Annotated in this window: 15 protein-coding genes; 10 read left to right on the plus strand and 5 right to left on the minus strand. The window is 59.9% G+C overall.

What is annotated here, in order from left to right; genetic code table 11:
- Window positions 1-27: 27 nt before the first annotated feature.
- Window positions 28-357: a DUF1820 family protein gene (locus QOM10_RS25620; RefSeq protein ID WP_077045543.1), complete on the minus strand. Its 330-nt coding sequence runs from the start codon at window positions 355-357 to the stop codon at window positions 28-30.
- A gap of 133 nt (window positions 358-490) precedes the next feature.
- Between QOM10_RS25620 and miaB the strand changes: the two genes are divergently transcribed.
- From miaB to lnt, 5 genes are all read left to right on the plus strand, one after another.
- Window positions 491-1,819: a tRNA (N6-isopentenyl adenosine(37)-C2)-methylthiotransferase MiaB gene (gene miaB / locus QOM10_RS25625; RefSeq protein ID WP_316917158.1), complete on the plus strand. Its 1,329-nt coding sequence runs from the start codon at window positions 491-493 to the stop codon at window positions 1,817-1,819.
- Window positions 1,820-2,034: 215 nt separating this feature from the next.
- Window positions 2,035-3,033, plus strand: a complete 999-nt coding sequence (locus QOM10_RS25630) for a PhoH family protein (protein ID WP_038361873.1) — start codon at window positions 2,035-2,037, stop codon at window positions 3,031-3,033.
- Complete coding sequence (ybeY, locus tag QOM10_RS25635) at window positions 3,026-3,520, plus strand: rRNA maturation RNase YbeY (protein ID WP_095122053.1); 495 nt, start codon at window positions 3,026-3,028, stop codon at window positions 3,518-3,520. Before QOM10_RS25630 ends, ybeY begins: the two co-directional genes overlap by 8 nt.
- A 5-nt stretch (window positions 3,521-3,525) precedes the next feature.
- A complete protein-coding gene (locus QOM10_RS25640; RefSeq protein ID WP_007909641.1) occupies window positions 3,526-4,365 on the plus strand; it encodes an HlyC/CorC family transporter in 840 nt (279 codons plus the stop codon).
- Window positions 4,366-4,382: 17 nt separating this feature from the next.
- Entirely contained in the window at window positions 4,383-5,906 is a 1,524-nt protein-coding gene (gene lnt / locus QOM10_RS25645; RefSeq protein ID WP_160041944.1) for an apolipoprotein N-acyltransferase, read from the plus strand.
- Between the two features lie 87 nt (window positions 5,907-5,993).
- Here lnt and QOM10_RS25650 read toward each other — a convergent pair whose 3' ends face one another.
- Together QOM10_RS25650 and QOM10_RS25655 are read right to left on the minus strand one after the other, a co-directional pair.
- Window positions 5,994-6,755 (minus strand): YdcF family protein, encoded by a 762-nt coding sequence (locus QOM10_RS25650; protein WP_316917159.1) that lies wholly within the window; start codon window positions 6,753-6,755, stop codon window positions 5,994-5,996.
- Window positions 6,756-6,859: 104 nt separating this feature from the next.
- Window positions 6,860-7,183: a hypothetical protein gene (locus QOM10_RS25655; protein ID WP_127929899.1), complete on the minus strand. Its 324-nt coding sequence runs from the start codon at window positions 7,181-7,183 to the stop codon at window positions 6,860-6,862.
- A 255-nt stretch (window positions 7,184-7,438) separates the two neighbouring features.
- On the opposite strand from QOM10_RS25655, the gene leuS reads away from it, so the two are divergent.
- The 5 genes from leuS to QOM10_RS25680 all read left to right on the plus strand — a co-directional run bounded on the left by leuS (window position 7,439) and on the right by QOM10_RS25680 (window position 13,546).
- A complete protein-coding gene (gene leuS, locus QOM10_RS25660; RefSeq protein ID WP_316917160.1) occupies window positions 7,439-10,045 on the plus strand; it encodes a leucine--tRNA ligase in 2,607 nt (868 codons plus the stop codon).
- Between the two features lie 87 nt (window positions 10,046-10,132).
- Window positions 10,133-10,738 carry an LPS assembly lipoprotein LptE gene (gene lptE / locus QOM10_RS25665; RefSeq protein ID WP_127929901.1) on the plus strand — a complete coding sequence of 202 codons (606 nt, stop codon included), beginning with the start codon at window positions 10,133-10,135 and terminating at the stop codon, window positions 10,736-10,738.
- Between the two features lie 39 nt (window positions 10,739-10,777).
- On the plus strand, window positions 10,778-11,815 hold the full coding sequence (gene holA / locus QOM10_RS25670) for a DNA polymerase III subunit delta (protein WP_127929902.1): 1,038 nt from the start codon (window positions 10,778-10,780) through the stop codon (window positions 11,813-11,815).
- A 183-nt stretch (window positions 11,816-11,998) separates the two neighbouring features.
- Window positions 11,999-12,163, plus strand: a complete 165-nt coding sequence (gene arfA, locus QOM10_RS25675; protein ID WP_053124158.1) for an alternative ribosome rescue factor ArfA — start codon at window positions 11,999-12,001, stop codon at window positions 12,161-12,163.
- Window positions 12,164-12,223: 60 nt separating this feature from the next.
- Complete coding sequence (locus tag QOM10_RS25680) at window positions 12,224-13,546, plus strand: lytic murein transglycosylase (protein WP_127929903.1); 1,323 nt, start codon at window positions 12,224-12,226, stop codon at window positions 13,544-13,546.
- Window positions 13,547-13,662: 116 nt separating this feature from the next.
- On the opposite strand, the gene QOM10_RS25685 is transcribed toward QOM10_RS25680, so the two are convergent.
- Together QOM10_RS25685 and lipA are read right to left on the minus strand one after the other, a co-directional pair.
- Window positions 13,663-14,613 (minus strand): LD-carboxypeptidase, encoded by a 951-nt coding sequence (locus tag QOM10_RS25685; protein ID WP_127929904.1) that lies wholly within the window; start codon window positions 14,611-14,613, stop codon window positions 13,663-13,665.
- Between the two features lie 171 nt (window positions 14,614-14,784).
- A complete protein-coding gene (lipA, locus tag QOM10_RS25690; RefSeq protein WP_161986515.1) occupies window positions 14,785-15,783 on the minus strand; it encodes a lipoyl synthase in 999 nt (332 codons plus the stop codon).
- Window positions 15,784-15,793: the final 10 nt, after the last annotated feature.

Genomic DNA, 15,793 nt, shown 5'->3' on the forward strand with positions numbered 1-15,793 from the left:
GCGAATGAGGCGACTCGGTTTTAAGGCTTACTTCTCAGGCATCGGCACCGGGAACGGCATTACATTGCCGACCGCGCCACGGGCTTCGCTGATTTTCGGGGTGCCCAGACGCTCCACTTCGTCGATGCGCACAATCGAGTGCATCGGCACAAAGCTGCGCACCACGCCTTCGAACTGCGCCTTGAGCTTTTCTTCGCTCGGATCGACGACCACTTGCGTGCGCTCGCCAAAGACGAACTCTTCCACTTCCAGAAAACCCCACAGATCACTTTGATAGATCTGCTTGGCGTACATTTCGAACACCTGGCCCTGGTTGAGGAAAATCACCTTATAGATTGGAGCTTCGCGTTTGGTCATGGCGGGGGGATAACATCGGGGATAAAAATGAGGGCGCAAACTATAGCATAGCCACCGGACGCGCAGCGGTAGGAACCTGAGGGCTTGTTCCCTATAATGCCGGGTTCTTTGAATCACGTGACGACCCTACTCCATGGCCAAGAAGCTTTACATCGAAACCCACGGTTGCCAGATGAACGAGTACGACAGCTCGCGCATGGTCGATCTGCTGGGCGAACATCAGGCCCTGGAAGTCACCGCGCGTGCGGAAGACGCCGACGTGATTCTGCTCAACACCTGCTCGATCCGCGAGCGCGCGCAAGATCGCGTGTACTCGCAGCTGGGCCGCTGGCGCGAACTGAAACTGGCCAACCCGGAAATGGTGATCGCTGTCGGCGGTTGCGTAGCCAGCCAGGAAGGCGCGGCGATTCGCGATCGCGCGCCGTACGTCGACGTGGTCTTCGGCCCGCAGACCCTGCACCGCCTGCCGGAAATGATCGACGCCGCGCGTATCACCAAACTGCCGCAAGTCGACGTTTCGTTCCCGGAAATCGAAAAATTCGACCACTTGCCCGAGCCGCGTATCGATGGCCCGAGCGCCTATGTGTCGGTGATGGAAGGCTGCAGCAAGTACTGCACGTTCTGCGTGGTGCCTTACACCCGTGGCGAAGAAGTCAGCCGACCGTTCGATGACGTGGTCGCCGAAGTCATTCACCTCGCCGAAAACGGCGTGCGTGAAGTGACGCTGCTGGGGCAGAACGTCAACGGCTATCGCGGTACGACCCATGACGGTCGTCTGGCTGATCTCGCCGAACTGATCCGCGTTGTCGCCGCCATCGACGGCATCGACCGCATTCGCTACACCACTTCGCACCCGCTGGAGTTCTCCGACAGCCTGATTCAGGCCCACGCCGATGTGCCGGAACTGGTCAAGCACCTGCACTTGCCGGTGCAATCGGGTTCCGACCGGATTCTGGCGGCAATGAAGCGCAACCACACGGCGCTGGAGTACAAATCCAAGCTGCGCAAACTGCGCGCGGCGGTGCCGGGAATCTGCATCAGTTCGGACTTTATCGTCGGTTTCCCCGGCGAGACCGAGAAAGACTTCGAACAGACCATGAAGCTGATTGCCGACGTCGGTTTCGACTTCTCCTACTCGTTCGTCTACAGCCAGCGCCCGGGAACTCCGGCTGCCGATCTGGCCGACGAGACCCCGGAAGAGTTGAAGAAGGAGCGCCTGAACGCGCTGCAACATCGCTTGAACCAGCAGGGCTTCGAGATCAGCCGACAAATGGTCGGTTCGACGCAACGCATTCTGGTCACCGATTATTCGAAAAAAGACCCGGGCGAGCTGCAAGGGCGTACCGAGAATAATCGTATCGTCAACTTCCGCTGCGACAATCCAACCCTGATCGGCCAGTTTGCTGATGTGCACATCGATGCCGCACAACCGCACTCGCTGCGTGGCTCGCTGATCCAGTAACACTGCATTTCCCTGTGGGAGCGAGCCTGCTCGCGAAAGCGGTCTGTCAGACACATCAATGTTGAATGTGTCGCCGCCTTCGCGAGCAGGCTCGCTCCCACAGGTACAGCGTCAGAGGCATGAATCGGGCGACCTCATATAAGAGCTTTCGCACCCAGGCCTCTGGCGTTATCCTTGATTTCATCTTAATTGCCCCAGGGCGGCTAAATACGACCTTGAACGCACCCATAGAACCACATCGTTTTATCCTCGAGCCCTTTGAGGCTCGCCGCTTCGCCAATCTGTGCGGGCAATTCGACGAGCATTTGCGCTTGATCGAACAGCGCCTGACCATCGAGATCCGCAACCGCGGAAACCAGTTCGAGCTGATCGGCGACCCCAAACACACCACGTCTGCGGAAAATCTGATTCGTCGCCTGTACCGGGAAACCAAAGGTTCAGAGCTGTCGCCAGATACGGTGCACCTGTTCCTGCAGGAATCGGCCGTGGTCGAGCTGGACAATCACGCCCCCGCCGAAGCCTCCGTCGCCCTGCGCACCAAGAAAGGCATGATTCGCCCACGCGGCTTGAATCAGTTGCGCTACGTGAAGGAAATCCTCGGCAACGACATCAACTTCGGCATTGGCCCGGCCGGTACCGGCAAGACCTACCTGGCCGTCGCTTGCGCTGTCGATGCACTGGAGCGCGAGCAGATCCGGCGCATCCTGCTGGTGCGTCCGGCGGTTGAAGCGGGTGAAAAACTCGGCTTCCTGCCCGGCGACCTGTCGCAGAAGATCGACCCGTACCTGCGCCCGCTCTACGACGCGCTCTACGAGATGCTCGGTTTTGAATACGTGGCCAAGCTGATCGAACGTCAGGTGATCGAAGTTGCGCCACTGGCCTACATGCGCGGTCGCACGCTGAACAACAGTTTCATCATTCTCGACGAAAGCCAGAACACCACCGTCGAGCAGATGAAGATGTTCCTCACGCGTATCGGCTTCGGCTCTACAGCGGTTATCACCGGTGACATCACCCAGGTCGACCTGCCGAAAGGCACCAAGTCGGGCCTGCATCATGTGATCGAAGTGCTCAAAGACGTGCCGGGTATCAGCTTCACCCACTTCCAGCCTAAAGACGTCGTACGCCATCCTTTGGTCCAGCGGATCGTCGAAGCCTACGAGCGCTTCGAAAATCGTGACGAAGCACCCAAGGACACCTCGCGAAATGCTTGAGCTAGACCTGCAAATCGCGACTGACGCGAACGCGCCGAGTGAAGCCGACTTCCGTCTGTGGTGCGAACTGGCCCTGCGCCAACGCACCGCCGACTCGGAAATGACCATTCGTCTGGTCGACGAGGAAGAAGGCCGCGAGCTGAATCACACCTGGCGCCACAAGGATTACGCGACCAACGTCCTGTCATTCCCGGCTGAAGTGCCTGACGAGTTTCTCGACATCCCGCTGCTGGGCGATCTGGTGATCTGCGTGGCGGTGGTTGAGCGCGAAGCTGCCGAACAAGGCAAGGAACTAAAGGCCCACTGGGCACATCTGGTCATTCACGGCTGCTTGCATCTGCTCGGTTACGACCATATAGATGACGAAGAAGCCGAAGAAATGGAAGCACTGGAACGCGAGTTGCTTGCCGAATTGGGCTATCCCGATCCGTACGCGGACGACGAACCCGAAACATCCCCTATCGTTACAACAAAGGATTCAGAGTAATCGCTATGAGCGAAGATCGATCGAGCAACGGGCAGAAGTCATGGCTGGGTAAACTGACCCAGGCTTTTGCCCACGAGCCGAAGAACCGTCAGGAGCTCCTCGAGCTGCTGCGTGATGCACATCAGAACAAACTGCTGGACAGCGAAGCGCTGGCCATCGTCGAAGGCGCCATTCAGGTGGCTGACCTGCAAGTTCGCGACATCATGGTGCCGCGTTCGCAGATGATCAGCATCAAGGCGACCCAGACACCGCGTGAATTCCTCCCCGCCGTGGTCGACTCGGCCCACTCGCGCTATCCGGTGATCGGCGAAAGCCATGACGACGTGATGGGAGTGCTGCTGGCCAAGGATCTGTTGCCGCTGATCCTCAAGGAGAACGGCGACAGCTTCAACATCAAGGATCTGCTGCGCCCGGCCACGTTCGTGCCGGAGTCCAAGCGTCTGAACGTATTGCTGCGTGAATTCCGCGCCAACCACAACCACATGGCCATCGTCATCGACGAATACGGCGGTGTGGCCGGTCTGGTAACGATTGAAGACGTACTGGAGCAGATCGTCGGCGACATCGAAGACGAGCACGACGTCGAGGAAGACAGCTACATCAAGCCGCTGCCCAGTGGCGACTTCCTGATCAAGGCCCTGACGCCGATCGAGAACTTCAACGAGTTTTTCGACAGCGAGTTCTCCGACGACGAGTTCGACACCGTCGGCGGTCTGGTGATGAGCGCGTTCGGGCACTTGCCAAAACGCAACGAAATCACTGAAATCGGCGCCTATCGTTTCCGCATTCTGAACGCCGACAGCCGTCGGATTCATTTGCTGCGACTGACCCCTATCGCCCGGTAAGAAATCTAAGGACTGAAATGCGCTGGACAACCCGCCCCGGCTGGCCCGGTAACCTGCTGGCCGTGGCGGCCGGTGCTATCACCACCCTCGCTCTGGCACCTTTCAACATCTGGCCGCTGGCTTTGCTCGCGGTCGGCTTGTTCTATGCCGGGTTGCGCGAGCTGAGCCCGCGTCAGGCGCTAGGCCGTGGCTGGTGTTTTGGTTTCGGCCTGTTCGGCGCCGGCACCAGCTGGATTTACTACAGCATTCACCACTTCGGCGGCGCTTCGGTACTGCTGGCCGGTTTCCTGATGCTGCTGTTTACCGCAGCGATTGCCTGGTTCTTCGCGCTGCCCGCCTGGATTTGGGCGCGCTGGTTGCGCCGTAACGAAGCGCCCGTGGCGGATGCTTTGGCGTTTGCTGCGTTGTGGGTCGGACAGGAAGCCTTTCGTGGCTGGTTCCTGACCGGTTTCCCTTGGTTGTACTCCGGTTACAGTCAGCTGGATGGGCCATTGGCCGGGCTCGCACCGGTGGGGGGCATGTGGCTGGTGTCGTTCGTGCTGGCATTAACCGCCGCGCTGATCTACAACGCGCGGCGCCTGCTGCAAAGCGGCCGCAAGGCCTTTGTCGTTGCCGGCCTGGTGTTGTTGGCTGGGCCATGGGTGGCCGGCATTGCGCTCAAGGGCCACGCCTGGACCAGCCCGTCCGGCGCACCATTGAGCGTCGCAGCTATTCAGGGCAACGTCGCACAGAGCATGAAATGGGATCCGGCCGAGCTCAACGCGCAGTTGGCGCTTTACCGCGATCTGAGTTTCCGCTCGAAACCGGTCGATCTGCTGATCTGGCCGGAAACCGCCGTGCCGGTACTCAAGGAGTCCGCCGAAGGTTACCTGAGCATGATGGGCACCTTCGCCGCCGAACGTAAATCGGCGCTGATCACGGGTGTGCCGATCCGCCAGACGGTGCACGGCGAAAGACGCTTCTTCAACGGCATCACCGTAGTAGGCGAAGGCGATGGCACTTACCTGAAGCAAAAACTGGTGCCATTCGGCGAATACGTGCCGCTGCAGGATGTGCTGCGCGGGCTGATCGCCTTCTTCGATCTACCGATGTCGGACTTTGCCCGCGGCCCCGCCGATCAGGCACTGCTGCAAGCCAAGGGTTATCAGATTGCGCCGTTCATCTGCTACGAGGTGGTCTATCCGGAATTTGCCGCCAGCCTGTCGGCGCGCAGTGATCTGCTGCTGACAATCAGCAATGACACGTGGTTCGGCACCTCGATTGGCCCGCTGCAACATTTGCAGATGGCGCAGATGCGGGCACTTGAAGCGGGACGCTGGATGATCCGCGCAACCAACAACGGCGTGACCGGGCTGATCAACCCGTTCGGGCAGATCACCGAGCAGATCCCGCAGTTTGAACAGGGCATTCTGTACGGGGAAGTGGTGCCGATGCACAACCTGACGCCGTATCTGCAATGGCGCTCGTGGCCGTTGATCATCGTGTGCGTGCTGCTGTTTGGCTGGGCACTGATGGCGAGCCGGATGTCGAAAACCCTCTAAAGCAAAAGATCGCAGCCTGCGGCAGCTCCTACAGGGAAAACGCAAATCCCAATGCAGGAGCTGCCGCAGACTGCGATCTTTTGATCTTCAGCGGTAGAACAACGAATACCCCACCTGCCCCACCGCTTCATTGAGCAACTGCCCGCTCTGCCAGATCGATTTGAACTCCGGCAGCCAGCCACCAAAGGGTCTTGCGTTATCAGTGCCCAAAAAGCCCACCGGCGCCGGCACCACTTCAAATCCTGCCTGTTCAAAACTCCAGACTGATCGCGGCATGTGCCAAGCCTGCGTCACCACAACCACGCGCTTGATCCCCTGCGGCAATAAAATGTCAGCGCTGAACTTGGCGTTTTCCCACGTGGTACGGCTTTCACCTTCCTGCCAGCGCACCGTCACGCCAAAATCGTCGCGCAATGAATCCGCCATCAGTTTCGCCTCGGTCGGCGGTGTACCGTAATGCAAGCCACCCGTGGTCAGAATCGGCAGGCCGGACGCTTTAGCCAGCCGCGCCGCGTAACGCTGACGCTCAAGACCCACGCCGGTCGGCTGATCCTCGCCCCACGCCAGATCGCCGCGCTCACGACCGGAGCCCAACACCACAATGGCGTCAGCCCGCTGCGCCAGCGTTGCCCACTCTTCACGGGCCAACGGTGGCTCGCGCTCCAGCGCTTTTGCGCCCCACTGCACGACCACTGGCAAGCTCATCAGCCACAATCCGCCAAAGCCAAGCGCAAAGCACACACCAGCCAGGCGCGGCCGAGAGCGGCGCAGCCACCACGCAGCCAGCAATAGCAGCAAGAGAATGCCGGGCGGCAATAAAAGTTGTTTGATCAAATAACGAAAAGGCATCGAGCATCTCCAGAGATGCCCGAAGCCTAAGAGTGTTAATAAAGCGTTACAACCAATAGGTGGGATCCTGTTGAAAAAGATCCGGTTCTTGACCTGCCATGCGCTTACTTGGCCTGCAAAGAGCGAACCTTGACGGTGTCTCTGCCGGGTGCCTTGTCCTTGAGCCAGATGACCTTGGCCGAATGTGCTGCATCGAGCTGCTTCACTGCCTGTGACAAGCATCCGTGCGATTCACGTTCACTGCGATCCAGATAGGCCTTGACCAGTTTGAACTCAGCGGGGCTCAAGCCACGCAATTCCAGTTCCAGGGGGCGCTCGTCGCGCAGCCGGTCAGCGGTTTTTACAGCGTCCAGGGCCATACCCAGACGGTCGATCAACCTTTCGTACAACTCGGGTTTAGTCACTTTTTTCTGCCGTTGCTCCACCATCCCTCACCTCATTGAAGATAAGACTCACTCCCCAGTTAGAGCTTAGCTTCGCTGCACAAACCGGCTGCACGCCGCGACCAACGGCCCTCGCCACGGATTGGCCGGGGAAAACAGCTGTAATCAGGGTTTCCCTAGGCCAAGCGCGGTCATGTATGCTACGGCGCTTCCTGTAATTCCACTTCCAGCTCGTCCGGGCCAACCCCGGAACCTGCGTTGAAGAGGATTAGGCCACCCCTATCCAGTACAAAAGTAGCCATGCACGAACAATATCAGCCCCGTGAAATCGAAGCCGCCGCCCAGTCGTTCTGGGACGAGCAAAAGTCCTTTGAAGTCAGTGAACAGCCAGGCAAGGAAACCTACTACTGCCTGTCGATGTTCCCTTACCCCAGCGGCAAACTACACATGGGGCACGTGCGCAACTACACCATCGGCGACGTGATCTCCCGCTACCAGCGCATGCTCGGCAAGAACGTTCTGCAACCGATGGGTTGGGACGCTTTCGGCATGCCGGCGGAAAACGCCGCGATGAAGAACAATGTCGCCCCTGCCAAGTGGACCTACGAAAACATCGCCTACATGAAAACCCAGCTGCGCAGCCTGGGTCTGGCGGTCGACTGGTCGCGCGAAGTCACCACCTGCAAGCCGGATTACTACCGCTGGGAACAATGGCTGTTCACTCGCCTGTTCGAAAAAGGCGTGATCTACCGTAAAAACGGCACCGTGAACTGGGACCCGATCGACCAGACCGTTCTCGCTAACGAGCAGGTGATCGACGGTCGCGGCTGGCGTTCCGGCGCGCTGATCGAAAAGCGCGAAATCCCGATGTACTACTTCAAGATCACCGCTTACGCGGATGAGCTGCTGGAGAGCCTCGACGAGCTGACGGGCTGGCCGGAACAGGTCAAGACCATGCAGCGCAACTGGATCGGCAAATCCCGCGGCATGGAAGTACAGTTCCCGTACAACGTCGACTCGATCGGCGAAGCCGGCACGCTCAAAGTCTTCACTACCCGTCCGGACACCCTGATGGGCGCGACCTATGTCGCCGTGGCTGCCGAGCACCCACTGGCCACACTGGCGGCAAAAAACAACACCGAGCTGCAAGCGTTCATCGCTGAATGCAAGGGCGGCAGCGTCGCCGAAGCCGACGTCGCCACTCAAGAGAAAAAAGGCCTGCCAACCGGCCTGTTCGTCGAGCACCCGCTGACCGGTGAGAAACTCCCGGTGTGGGTCGCCAACTACGTACTGATGCATTACGGCGACGGCGCTGTAATGGCAGTACCGGCGCACGACGAGCGCGATTTCGAATTCGCTCACAAGTACAACCTGCCGGTGAAATCGGTCGTGCGAACCAGCTCTGGTGACAGCAACCCGGCCCCGTGGCAAGACGCCTACGGCGAGCATGGCACGCTGATCAACTCCGGTGAGTTCGACGGTCTCGACTTCGCTGGCGCGTTCGACGCCATGGAAGTCGCCCTGATCAAGAAAGAACTGGGCGCCTCGCGTACCCAGTTCCGCCTGCGCGACTGGGGCATCAGCCGCCAGCGCTACTGGGGCTGCCCGATCCCGATCATCCACTGCGATGCGTGCGGTGACGTGCCGGTACCTGAAGATCAATTGCCTGTCGTCCTGCCGGAAGACGTGGTGCCGGACGGCGCCGGTTCGCCGCTGGCACGCATGCCTGAGTTCTACGAGTGCAGCTGCCCGAAATGCGGCCAGCCTGCCAAGCGTGAAACCGACACCATGGACACCTTCGTCGAGTCGTCGTGGTACTACGCCCGTTACGCCTCGCCGCACTTTGAAGGTGGCCTGGTAGAAAAATCCGCAGCCGACCACTGGTTGCCGGTGGATCAGTACATCGGCGGTATCGAACACGCGATTCTGCACCTGCTCTACGCGCGCTTCTTCCACAAACTGATGCGTGACGAAGGTCTGGTCAGCTCCAACGAGCCGTTCAAGAACCTGCTGACCCAAGGCATGGTGATCGCTGAAACCTACTATCGTCGTGAAGCCAACGGTGCCTACACCTGGTTCAACCCGGCGGACGTGGAACTGGAGCGTGACAGCAAAGCCAAGGTCATCAGCGCCAAGCTGAAATCCGACGGCCTGCCGGTGGAAATCGGTGGCACCGAGAAGATGGCCAAGTCGAAGAACAACGGCGTCGACCCTCAGTCGATGATCGATCAGTTCGGCGCTGACACCTGCCGCCTGTTCATGATGTTCGCTTCGCCACCCGACATGAGCGCCGAATGGTCCGACTCCGGCGTTGAAGGTTCGCACCGCTTCCTCAAGCGCGTCTGGCGTCTGGCGCAGGCCCACGTCACTCAGGGCCTGCCGGGCAAAATGGACATCGCCGGCCTGAACGACGAGCAGAAAGCTGTTCGCCGCTCGATCCACGTGGCCATCAAGCAAGCCAGCCACGACGTCGGCCAGAACCACAAATTCAACACCGCCATCGCTCAGGTGATGACGCTGATGAACGTGCTGGAAAAAGCCGCACAAGCTACCGAGCAGGATCGCGCGCTGATTCACGAAGGTCTGGAAGCCGTGACGCTGTTGCTGGCGCCAATCACGCCGCACATCAGCCACGAACTGTGGAACAAGCTGGGTCACGCTGACGCCGTCATCGACGCTGGCTGGCCGGCTGTCGACGAAAGCGCTCTGGTGCAGGACAGCCTGACCCTGGTGATCCAGGTCAACGGCAAGCTGCGCGGCCAGATCGACATGCCTGCCAGTGCGACGCGTGAAGAAGTGGAAGCGGCAGCCCGCGCCAACGAAAACGTATTGCGTTTCGTCGATGGTCTGACTATTCGTAAAGTGATCGTAGTGCCCGGGAAACTGGTCAATATCGTCGCCAGCTAATTGGATCGGGCGTCAGGTTCGCCTGACGCCAAGTAAAACCTTTCGGGCCGTACAGTCGGCCCACGTGGTTTCAAGGGGAGCAACACAATGATCAAACGCAATCTGCTGGTGATGGGCCTCGCCGTTCTGTTGAGCGCCTGCGGTTTCCAGCTGCGCGGTACCGGCACCAACGAACTGTCGATCAAGGAACTCGACCTGAGCGCCCGTAACGCCTATGGCGAGACGGTCACGCAACTGCGTCAGGTACTGGAGTCGAGCGGCGTCAAGGTTTACAGCGGTGCTCCGTACAAGCTGTACCTGGCTGACCAGCAGGAGAGCCAGCGCATCCTCAGCTACGCCGGTGCCGGTCGTACGGGCGAGTATCAGGTCAACACTGTTCTGAAATATGAGATCAGTGGCGAAAAGAACCTGCAGCTGCTCAGCGACAAACTTGAAGTTCAGAAAGTGTTTATCCACGACGGTAACAACCTCGTGGGCTCCGATCAGGAAGCCAACGACGCCCGTCGCGAAACCACTCGCGAACTGGTTCAGCGCATGATGCTGCGTCTGCAGCAACTGACGCCGGGCCAGCTGCAACAACTGCAGCAAGCCGCCAATGACCGCGCCAAGGCAGAAGCCGATGCGCTGCAAGCGGCGCAAAAGGCTGAAGCGGAAACCCCGCGTCAGTCGCCGCTCGAAATACCGCAGCAGTAAGACGTTCGGGGCGCTCAGGCGCCCCGTTCGACATTTATTATGAAGCTCGCTCCCGCCCAACTCGGCAAACACCTGCAAGGCGCTCTCGGCCCGGTCTACATCATCAGTGGCGATGACCCGCTGCTGTGCCAGGAAGCCGCCGACGCCATCCGCAGTGCTGCGCGCCAGCAAGGTTTTGACGAACGCCAGGTCTTTGCCGCCGACGCCAATTTCGATTGGGGCACGCTGTTGCAGGCCGGCGCCAGCATGTCGTTGTTCTCGGAAAAACGCCTGCTGGAACTGCGCCTGCCTTCGGGTAAGCCCGGTGACAAAGGTGCCGCGGCACTTATCGAATACTGCTCGCGCCCCGCTGAAGACACAGTGCTTCTGGTCAGCCTGCCCAAGCTCGATGGCAGTGCGCAGAAAACCAAGTGGGGCAAGGCGCTGGTTGAAGGCCAGCAAACCCAGTTCATCCAGATCTGGCCGGTGGACGCCAATCAATTGCCGAGCTGGATTCGTCAGCGCCTGTCGCAGGCCGGTTTGTCGGCCAGCCAGGACGCGGTCGAGTTGATTGCTGCACGCGTCGAGGGCAATTTGCTCGCCGCCGCGCAGGAAATCGAAAAGCTCAAGTTGATGGCCGAAGGTGGCCAGATCACCGTCGAAACCGTGCAGGCCGCTGTGGCAGACAGTGCGCGGTTCGACGTGTTCGGCCTCACCGATGCCGTGCTCAATGGCGAGCCGGCCCACGCCTTGCGCATGCTTGAAGGGCTGCGCGGCGAAGGTGTCGAACCGCCGGTGATTCTCTGGGCGCTGGCGCGGGAGTTGCGCCTGCTGGCTAATATTTCGTTGCAATACAGCCAGGGCACGCCGCTGGACAAGTGTTTCAGCCAGGCGAAACCACCGGTCTGGGACAAGCGCAAACCGTTGATGAGTAAAGCCCTGCAGCGCTACTCGGCGCAACGCTGGGGGCAGCTGTTGCTCGAAGCGCAGCGTATCGATGCGCAAATCAAAGGTCAGGCGGCCGGTTCGCCGTGGATGAGCCTGAGCCGCTTGGCGTTGTTGATGTCCGGCCAGCGTCTGACACTCCCCGCCGAATAACCTGTTCTACCGCATAACGGCCATTCGCGAGCAGGCTCACTCCCACATTGAAATGCATTCCAAATGTGGGAGCGAGCCTGCTCGCGAAAGCGTCAGAACATTCCTACACAACAGGCACTGGACAGACGCCCGACATCGGCAGATTATTTCCCGCGCAAAACCCACTCACTCGAGAGAACCCTAATGAGCAAAAAGCCAGCAAAGCATGGCCCCAACAAGGCCAAATCCATCGTCGCCCAGCCCCTGTTCCGCAGTCGTCAGGAACGACCAACCAAGGGTAAAGGCAGCTACCGCCGCGAAGCCTTCCAGTCTGACAGCTGGGAGGCTTCTTACTTTCTGGCCGCTTAAAGCGCAGTACCCCCCGGTCATGTTAAGGTCTGCACCTGATTCGTTTTCCTGGAACTGTGCATGCCCCTAAGTCTTTCCCGTCGTTGGCCTGTTCGCCAACTGATCGCTGCCTCCAGCTTCATTCTGCTTGTCGCCTGCGCGGAAAAACCGACCGCCGCCGATGCACAACCCCTTCAAGCCGCGCCTGTCGCCACGGCCCCAGCGATCATCCCGCCGGTAGTGCCGTCCGCCGACCCTCTCGATCTGCAACCGACTCAAACCTTCGCTGAATGGCAGGCCGGTTTCCGCAAGGATGCCCTGGCCGCCGGGATTCGCGCCGATCTGTTCGATCGCGCATTCACCAATGTCAGCTTCGACGCCAGCGTGATTCGCGCTGACCGCAGTCAACCGGAGTTCTCCCGGCCGGTATGGGAATACCTCGATGGCGCCCTCTCGCCGCTGCGGGTACGCAAAGGTCAGGCACTGATCAGCCAGTACGCCGATATTCTGCAAAGCATCGAACAGCGATATGGCGTTGACCGTCAGGCGCTGGTCTCGGTGTGGGGCATGGAAAGTAATTTCGGTCAGTTTCAGGGCAGCAAGTCGGTGATCAACTCGCTGGCCACCCTCGCCTACGAAGGCCGTCGCCCGGGCTTTGCCCATGCACAGCTGATCGCCGCGCTGCAGATCCTGCAACAAGGCGATATCACGCCGGACAAGATGCTCGGCTCGTGGGCCGGCGCCATGGGGCAGACCCAGTTCATTCCGACCACCTACAACACCCATGCTGTGGACTTTGACGGCGATGGCCGCCGCGATATCTGGGGCAGCCCTGCTGACGCACTGGCCTCGACCGCGCACTACCTGCAAAGCTCAGGCTGGCAGCGTGGCCAGCCGTGGGGTTTTGAAGTACAGCTGCCGAGCAGCTTCAACTACACCCTGGCTGATGGCGCGATTCGCAAGAGCGTCGCCGAATGGCGTCAATTAGGTGTGATCCTGCCAAATGGCGCTCAGGTGCCTGCCGGTTCGGAACAATTGTCAGCCGCCCTGCTGCTGCCGGCTGGTTATCGTGGGCCGGCGTTTCTGATCCTCGATAATTTCCGCGCGATCCTCAAGTACAACAACTCGTCGTCGTATGCATTGGCGGTGAGCCTGCTGTCCGAGCGTTTCAACGGCGGCGGCCTGATCAACGGCACCTGGCCGAAAGACGATCTGCCACTGAGCCGTACCGAGCGTATGGAATTGCAGACCCTGTTGAGCGCGCGCAATTACGATGCCGGCACCGCGGACGGGATTATCGGCGCCAATACGCGCAAGGCGATTCGCAGTGCGCAGCAGTCATTTGGCTGGCCGGCGGACGGGTATCCGACGCACAAATTGCTGGAAAGCCTGCGTAGTCAATAGAACGAATACCGTATGGCTGATATCGCTTTCGCGAGCAGGCTCGCTCCCACATTGAAATGCACGCCAAATGTGGGAGCGAGCCTGCTCGCGAAGACTGACTATCAGGCAATAAGCCTTTAAGCCTTGATCACCACATCCTGCTCCAGCGTCAATTCCTGCTTCCCCGCATCCAGCCGCACCAGCGCGCCCATCGGCAGCGTCAGGTTCGGATCGCAATGGCCGCTGCGCCAGCCAGACAAAACCGGAATTCGTAAAGGCTCGAAGGTCTGTTTGAGCAAGCGGTTCAGCGCTTCGACATCCACGCCTGCAATATCCCCGACCAACACCCCGCGCAACTTGGCCAACTTGCCGGCCAGGCGCATCTGGGTGAGCAGCCGGTCAATGCGATACAGCGGCTCGTTGATGTCTTCGATCAGCAGAATCACCCCTTCAACATCAATTTCATAAGGCGTGCCCAAGGTTGCAGCAATCATCGCCAGATTGCCGCCAAGCAAGCGCCCATGCGCGACACCAGGCTCTACCGTGATCAACGGATAAGCCACCGGATGGCTCAGCACACTCCCCGCCTTCAATTGCCCGCGCAGCATGGCGAAGAACGAAGTCACCGTCGGCGGCTCCTTGTCGCCCAGCAGGTCGGCGTTGAGTAGCGGCCCGTGGAAGGTCACGAATCCGGCATAACGGCTGATGGCCAGGTGCAGCGCGGTGATATCGCTGTAGCCGACGAATGGCTTGGCGTTGCGACTGAGCAGGTCGTAGTCGATCCGGTCCAGCAGGCGCGGCGTACCATAGCCGCCGCGCAGGCAAATGATCGCGTCGACCTCGGGGTCAGCGAACGCCGCGTGCAGGTCACGCAGGCGTACATCGTCACTGCCGGCCAGATAGCCATCCTTTTCATAGACACCCGGAAACACCTTCAGCCCATAGCCACGGGCGCGCATCCATTGCACCGCTTTATCGGTGTCCAGGGTTCCTGGACCAGCAGGCGCAATGACGCCGATCAGCCCTTCTGAGGGCAGTGCGGGCACGGCTCTGTGCGGACAAAGTGTGTGGGTCGGTCGAACGGTCATCCTTGGATCTCCCTGTGAGTCATGCACACACAGTAGTCAGGAACGGCGGCAAACAGAAGAGGGTCGGCCACGCCGCAGGTTGCAGGAAAAATCAGCATCGAATGTAAGACGGGCAAAAAAATGCCCGCCGGGCGTTAAAACCTCGGCGGGCATTTTTTATTCAGCGCCGGATCAGGAACCCAGCAGCTCAGCCTTGACCAGCTTGGCTTGCTCGTCGGCGTGGTACGAAGAACGCACCAGCGGGCCCGACGCGACGTTCTTGAAGCCCATCTTGTAACCTTCTTCGGCGAACCAGGCGAAGGTGTCCGGGTGCACGAAACGCTGCACCGGCAAGTGGCTGCGCGACGGCTGCAGATACTGGCCAAGGGTCAGCATGTCGATGTCATGCTCGCGCATGCGCTTCATGACTTCGATGACTTCCTCGTCGGTCTCGCCCAGACCCAGCATCAGGCCGGACTTGGTCGGAATGTGCGGCATCATCTGCTTGAAGCGTTGCAGCAGAGTCAGCGACCACTGGTAATCCGAACCCGGACGCGCAGCCTTGTAAAGACGCGGCACGGTTTCCAGGTTGTGGTTGAACACATCCGGCGGCTCGGCGGCGGTGATTTCCAGCGCGACGTCCATACGTCCACGGTAATCCGGAACCAGAGTCTCGAGCTGCACGTTCGGCGACAGTTTGCGGATTTCGCGGATGCAGTCGGCAAAGTGCTGGGCACCGCCGTCACGCAGGTCGTCGCGGTCAACCGAGGTGATCACCACGTACTTGAGCTTGAGGTCGGCGATGGCGATGGCCAGGCTTTCCGGCTCATTGACGTCCAGTGGCTTCGGACGGCCGTGGCCAACGTCGCAGAACGGGCAGCGACGGGTGCAGATGTCACCCATGATCATGAAGGTCGCGGTGCCACCGGAGAAGCACTCGCCGAGGTTCGGGCAGGACGCTTCTTCGCAGACGCTGTGCAGTTTGTGTTTGCGCAGCAGGCTCTTGATCCGGTCGACTTCCGGCGAAACCGGGATACGTACACGAATCCAGTCAGGTTTCTTCGGCAGCTCGGTGGTCGGAATGATCTTTACCGGGATGCGTGCAACCTTCTCGGCACCGCGCAGCTTGACGCCGGCTTCTACCTTGGGACGCGGGGCCGGGCGCTCGGTCACGTCGAGCGTCGGGATCATGGTTTGCACT

The sequence above is a fragment of the Pseudomonas sp. P108 genome, assembly GCF_032613195.1.
Classification (GTDB): Bacteria; Pseudomonadota; Gammaproteobacteria; order Pseudomonadales; family Pseudomonadaceae; genus Aquipseudomonas.

Coding starts and splice junctions, on each gene's coding strand:
- QOM10_RS25620 (WP_077045543.1), bottom strand. CDS start 357: ATGACCAAACGCGAAGCTCCAATCTATAAGGTGATTTTCCTCAACCAG.
- miaB (WP_316917158.1), top strand. CDS start 491: ATGGCCAAGAAGCTTTACATCGAAACCCACGGTTGCCAGATGAACGAG.
- ybeY (WP_095122053.1), top strand. CDS start 3,026: ATGCTTGAGCTAGACCTGCAAATCGCGACTGACGCGAACGCGCCGAGT.
- QOM10_RS25640 (WP_007909641.1), top strand. CDS start 3,526: ATGAGCGAAGATCGATCGAGCAACGGGCAGAAGTCATGGCTGGGTAAA.
- lnt (WP_160041944.1), top strand. CDS start 4,383: ATGCGCTGGACAACCCGCCCCGGCTGGCCCGGTAACCTGCTGGCCGTG.
- QOM10_RS25650 (WP_316917159.1), bottom strand. CDS start 6,755: ATGCCTTTTCGTTATTTGATCAAACAACTTTTATTGCCGCCCGGCATT.
- QOM10_RS25655 (WP_127929899.1), bottom strand. CDS start 7,183: ATGGTGGAGCAACGGCAGAAAAAAGTGACTAAACCCGAGTTGTACGAA.
- leuS (WP_316917160.1), top strand. CDS start 7,439: ATGCACGAACAATATCAGCCCCGTGAAATCGAAGCCGCCGCCCAGTCG.
- lptE (WP_127929901.1), top strand. CDS start 10,133: ATGATCAAACGCAATCTGCTGGTGATGGGCCTCGCCGTTCTGTTGAGC.
- holA (WP_127929902.1), top strand. CDS start 10,778: ATGAAGCTCGCTCCCGCCCAACTCGGCAAACACCTGCAAGGCGCTCTC.
- arfA (WP_053124158.1), top strand. CDS start 11,999: ATGAGCAAAAAGCCAGCAAAGCATGGCCCCAACAAGGCCAAATCCATC.
- QOM10_RS25680 (WP_127929903.1), top strand. CDS start 12,224: ATGCCCCTAAGTCTTTCCCGTCGTTGGCCTGTTCGCCAACTGATCGCT.
- QOM10_RS25685 (WP_127929904.1), bottom strand. CDS start 14,613: ATGACCGTTCGACCGACCCACACACTTTGTCCGCACAGAGCCGTGCCC.
- lipA (WP_161986515.1), bottom strand. CDS start 15,783: ATGATCCCGACGCTCGACGTGACCGAGCGCCCGGCCCCGCGTCCCAAG.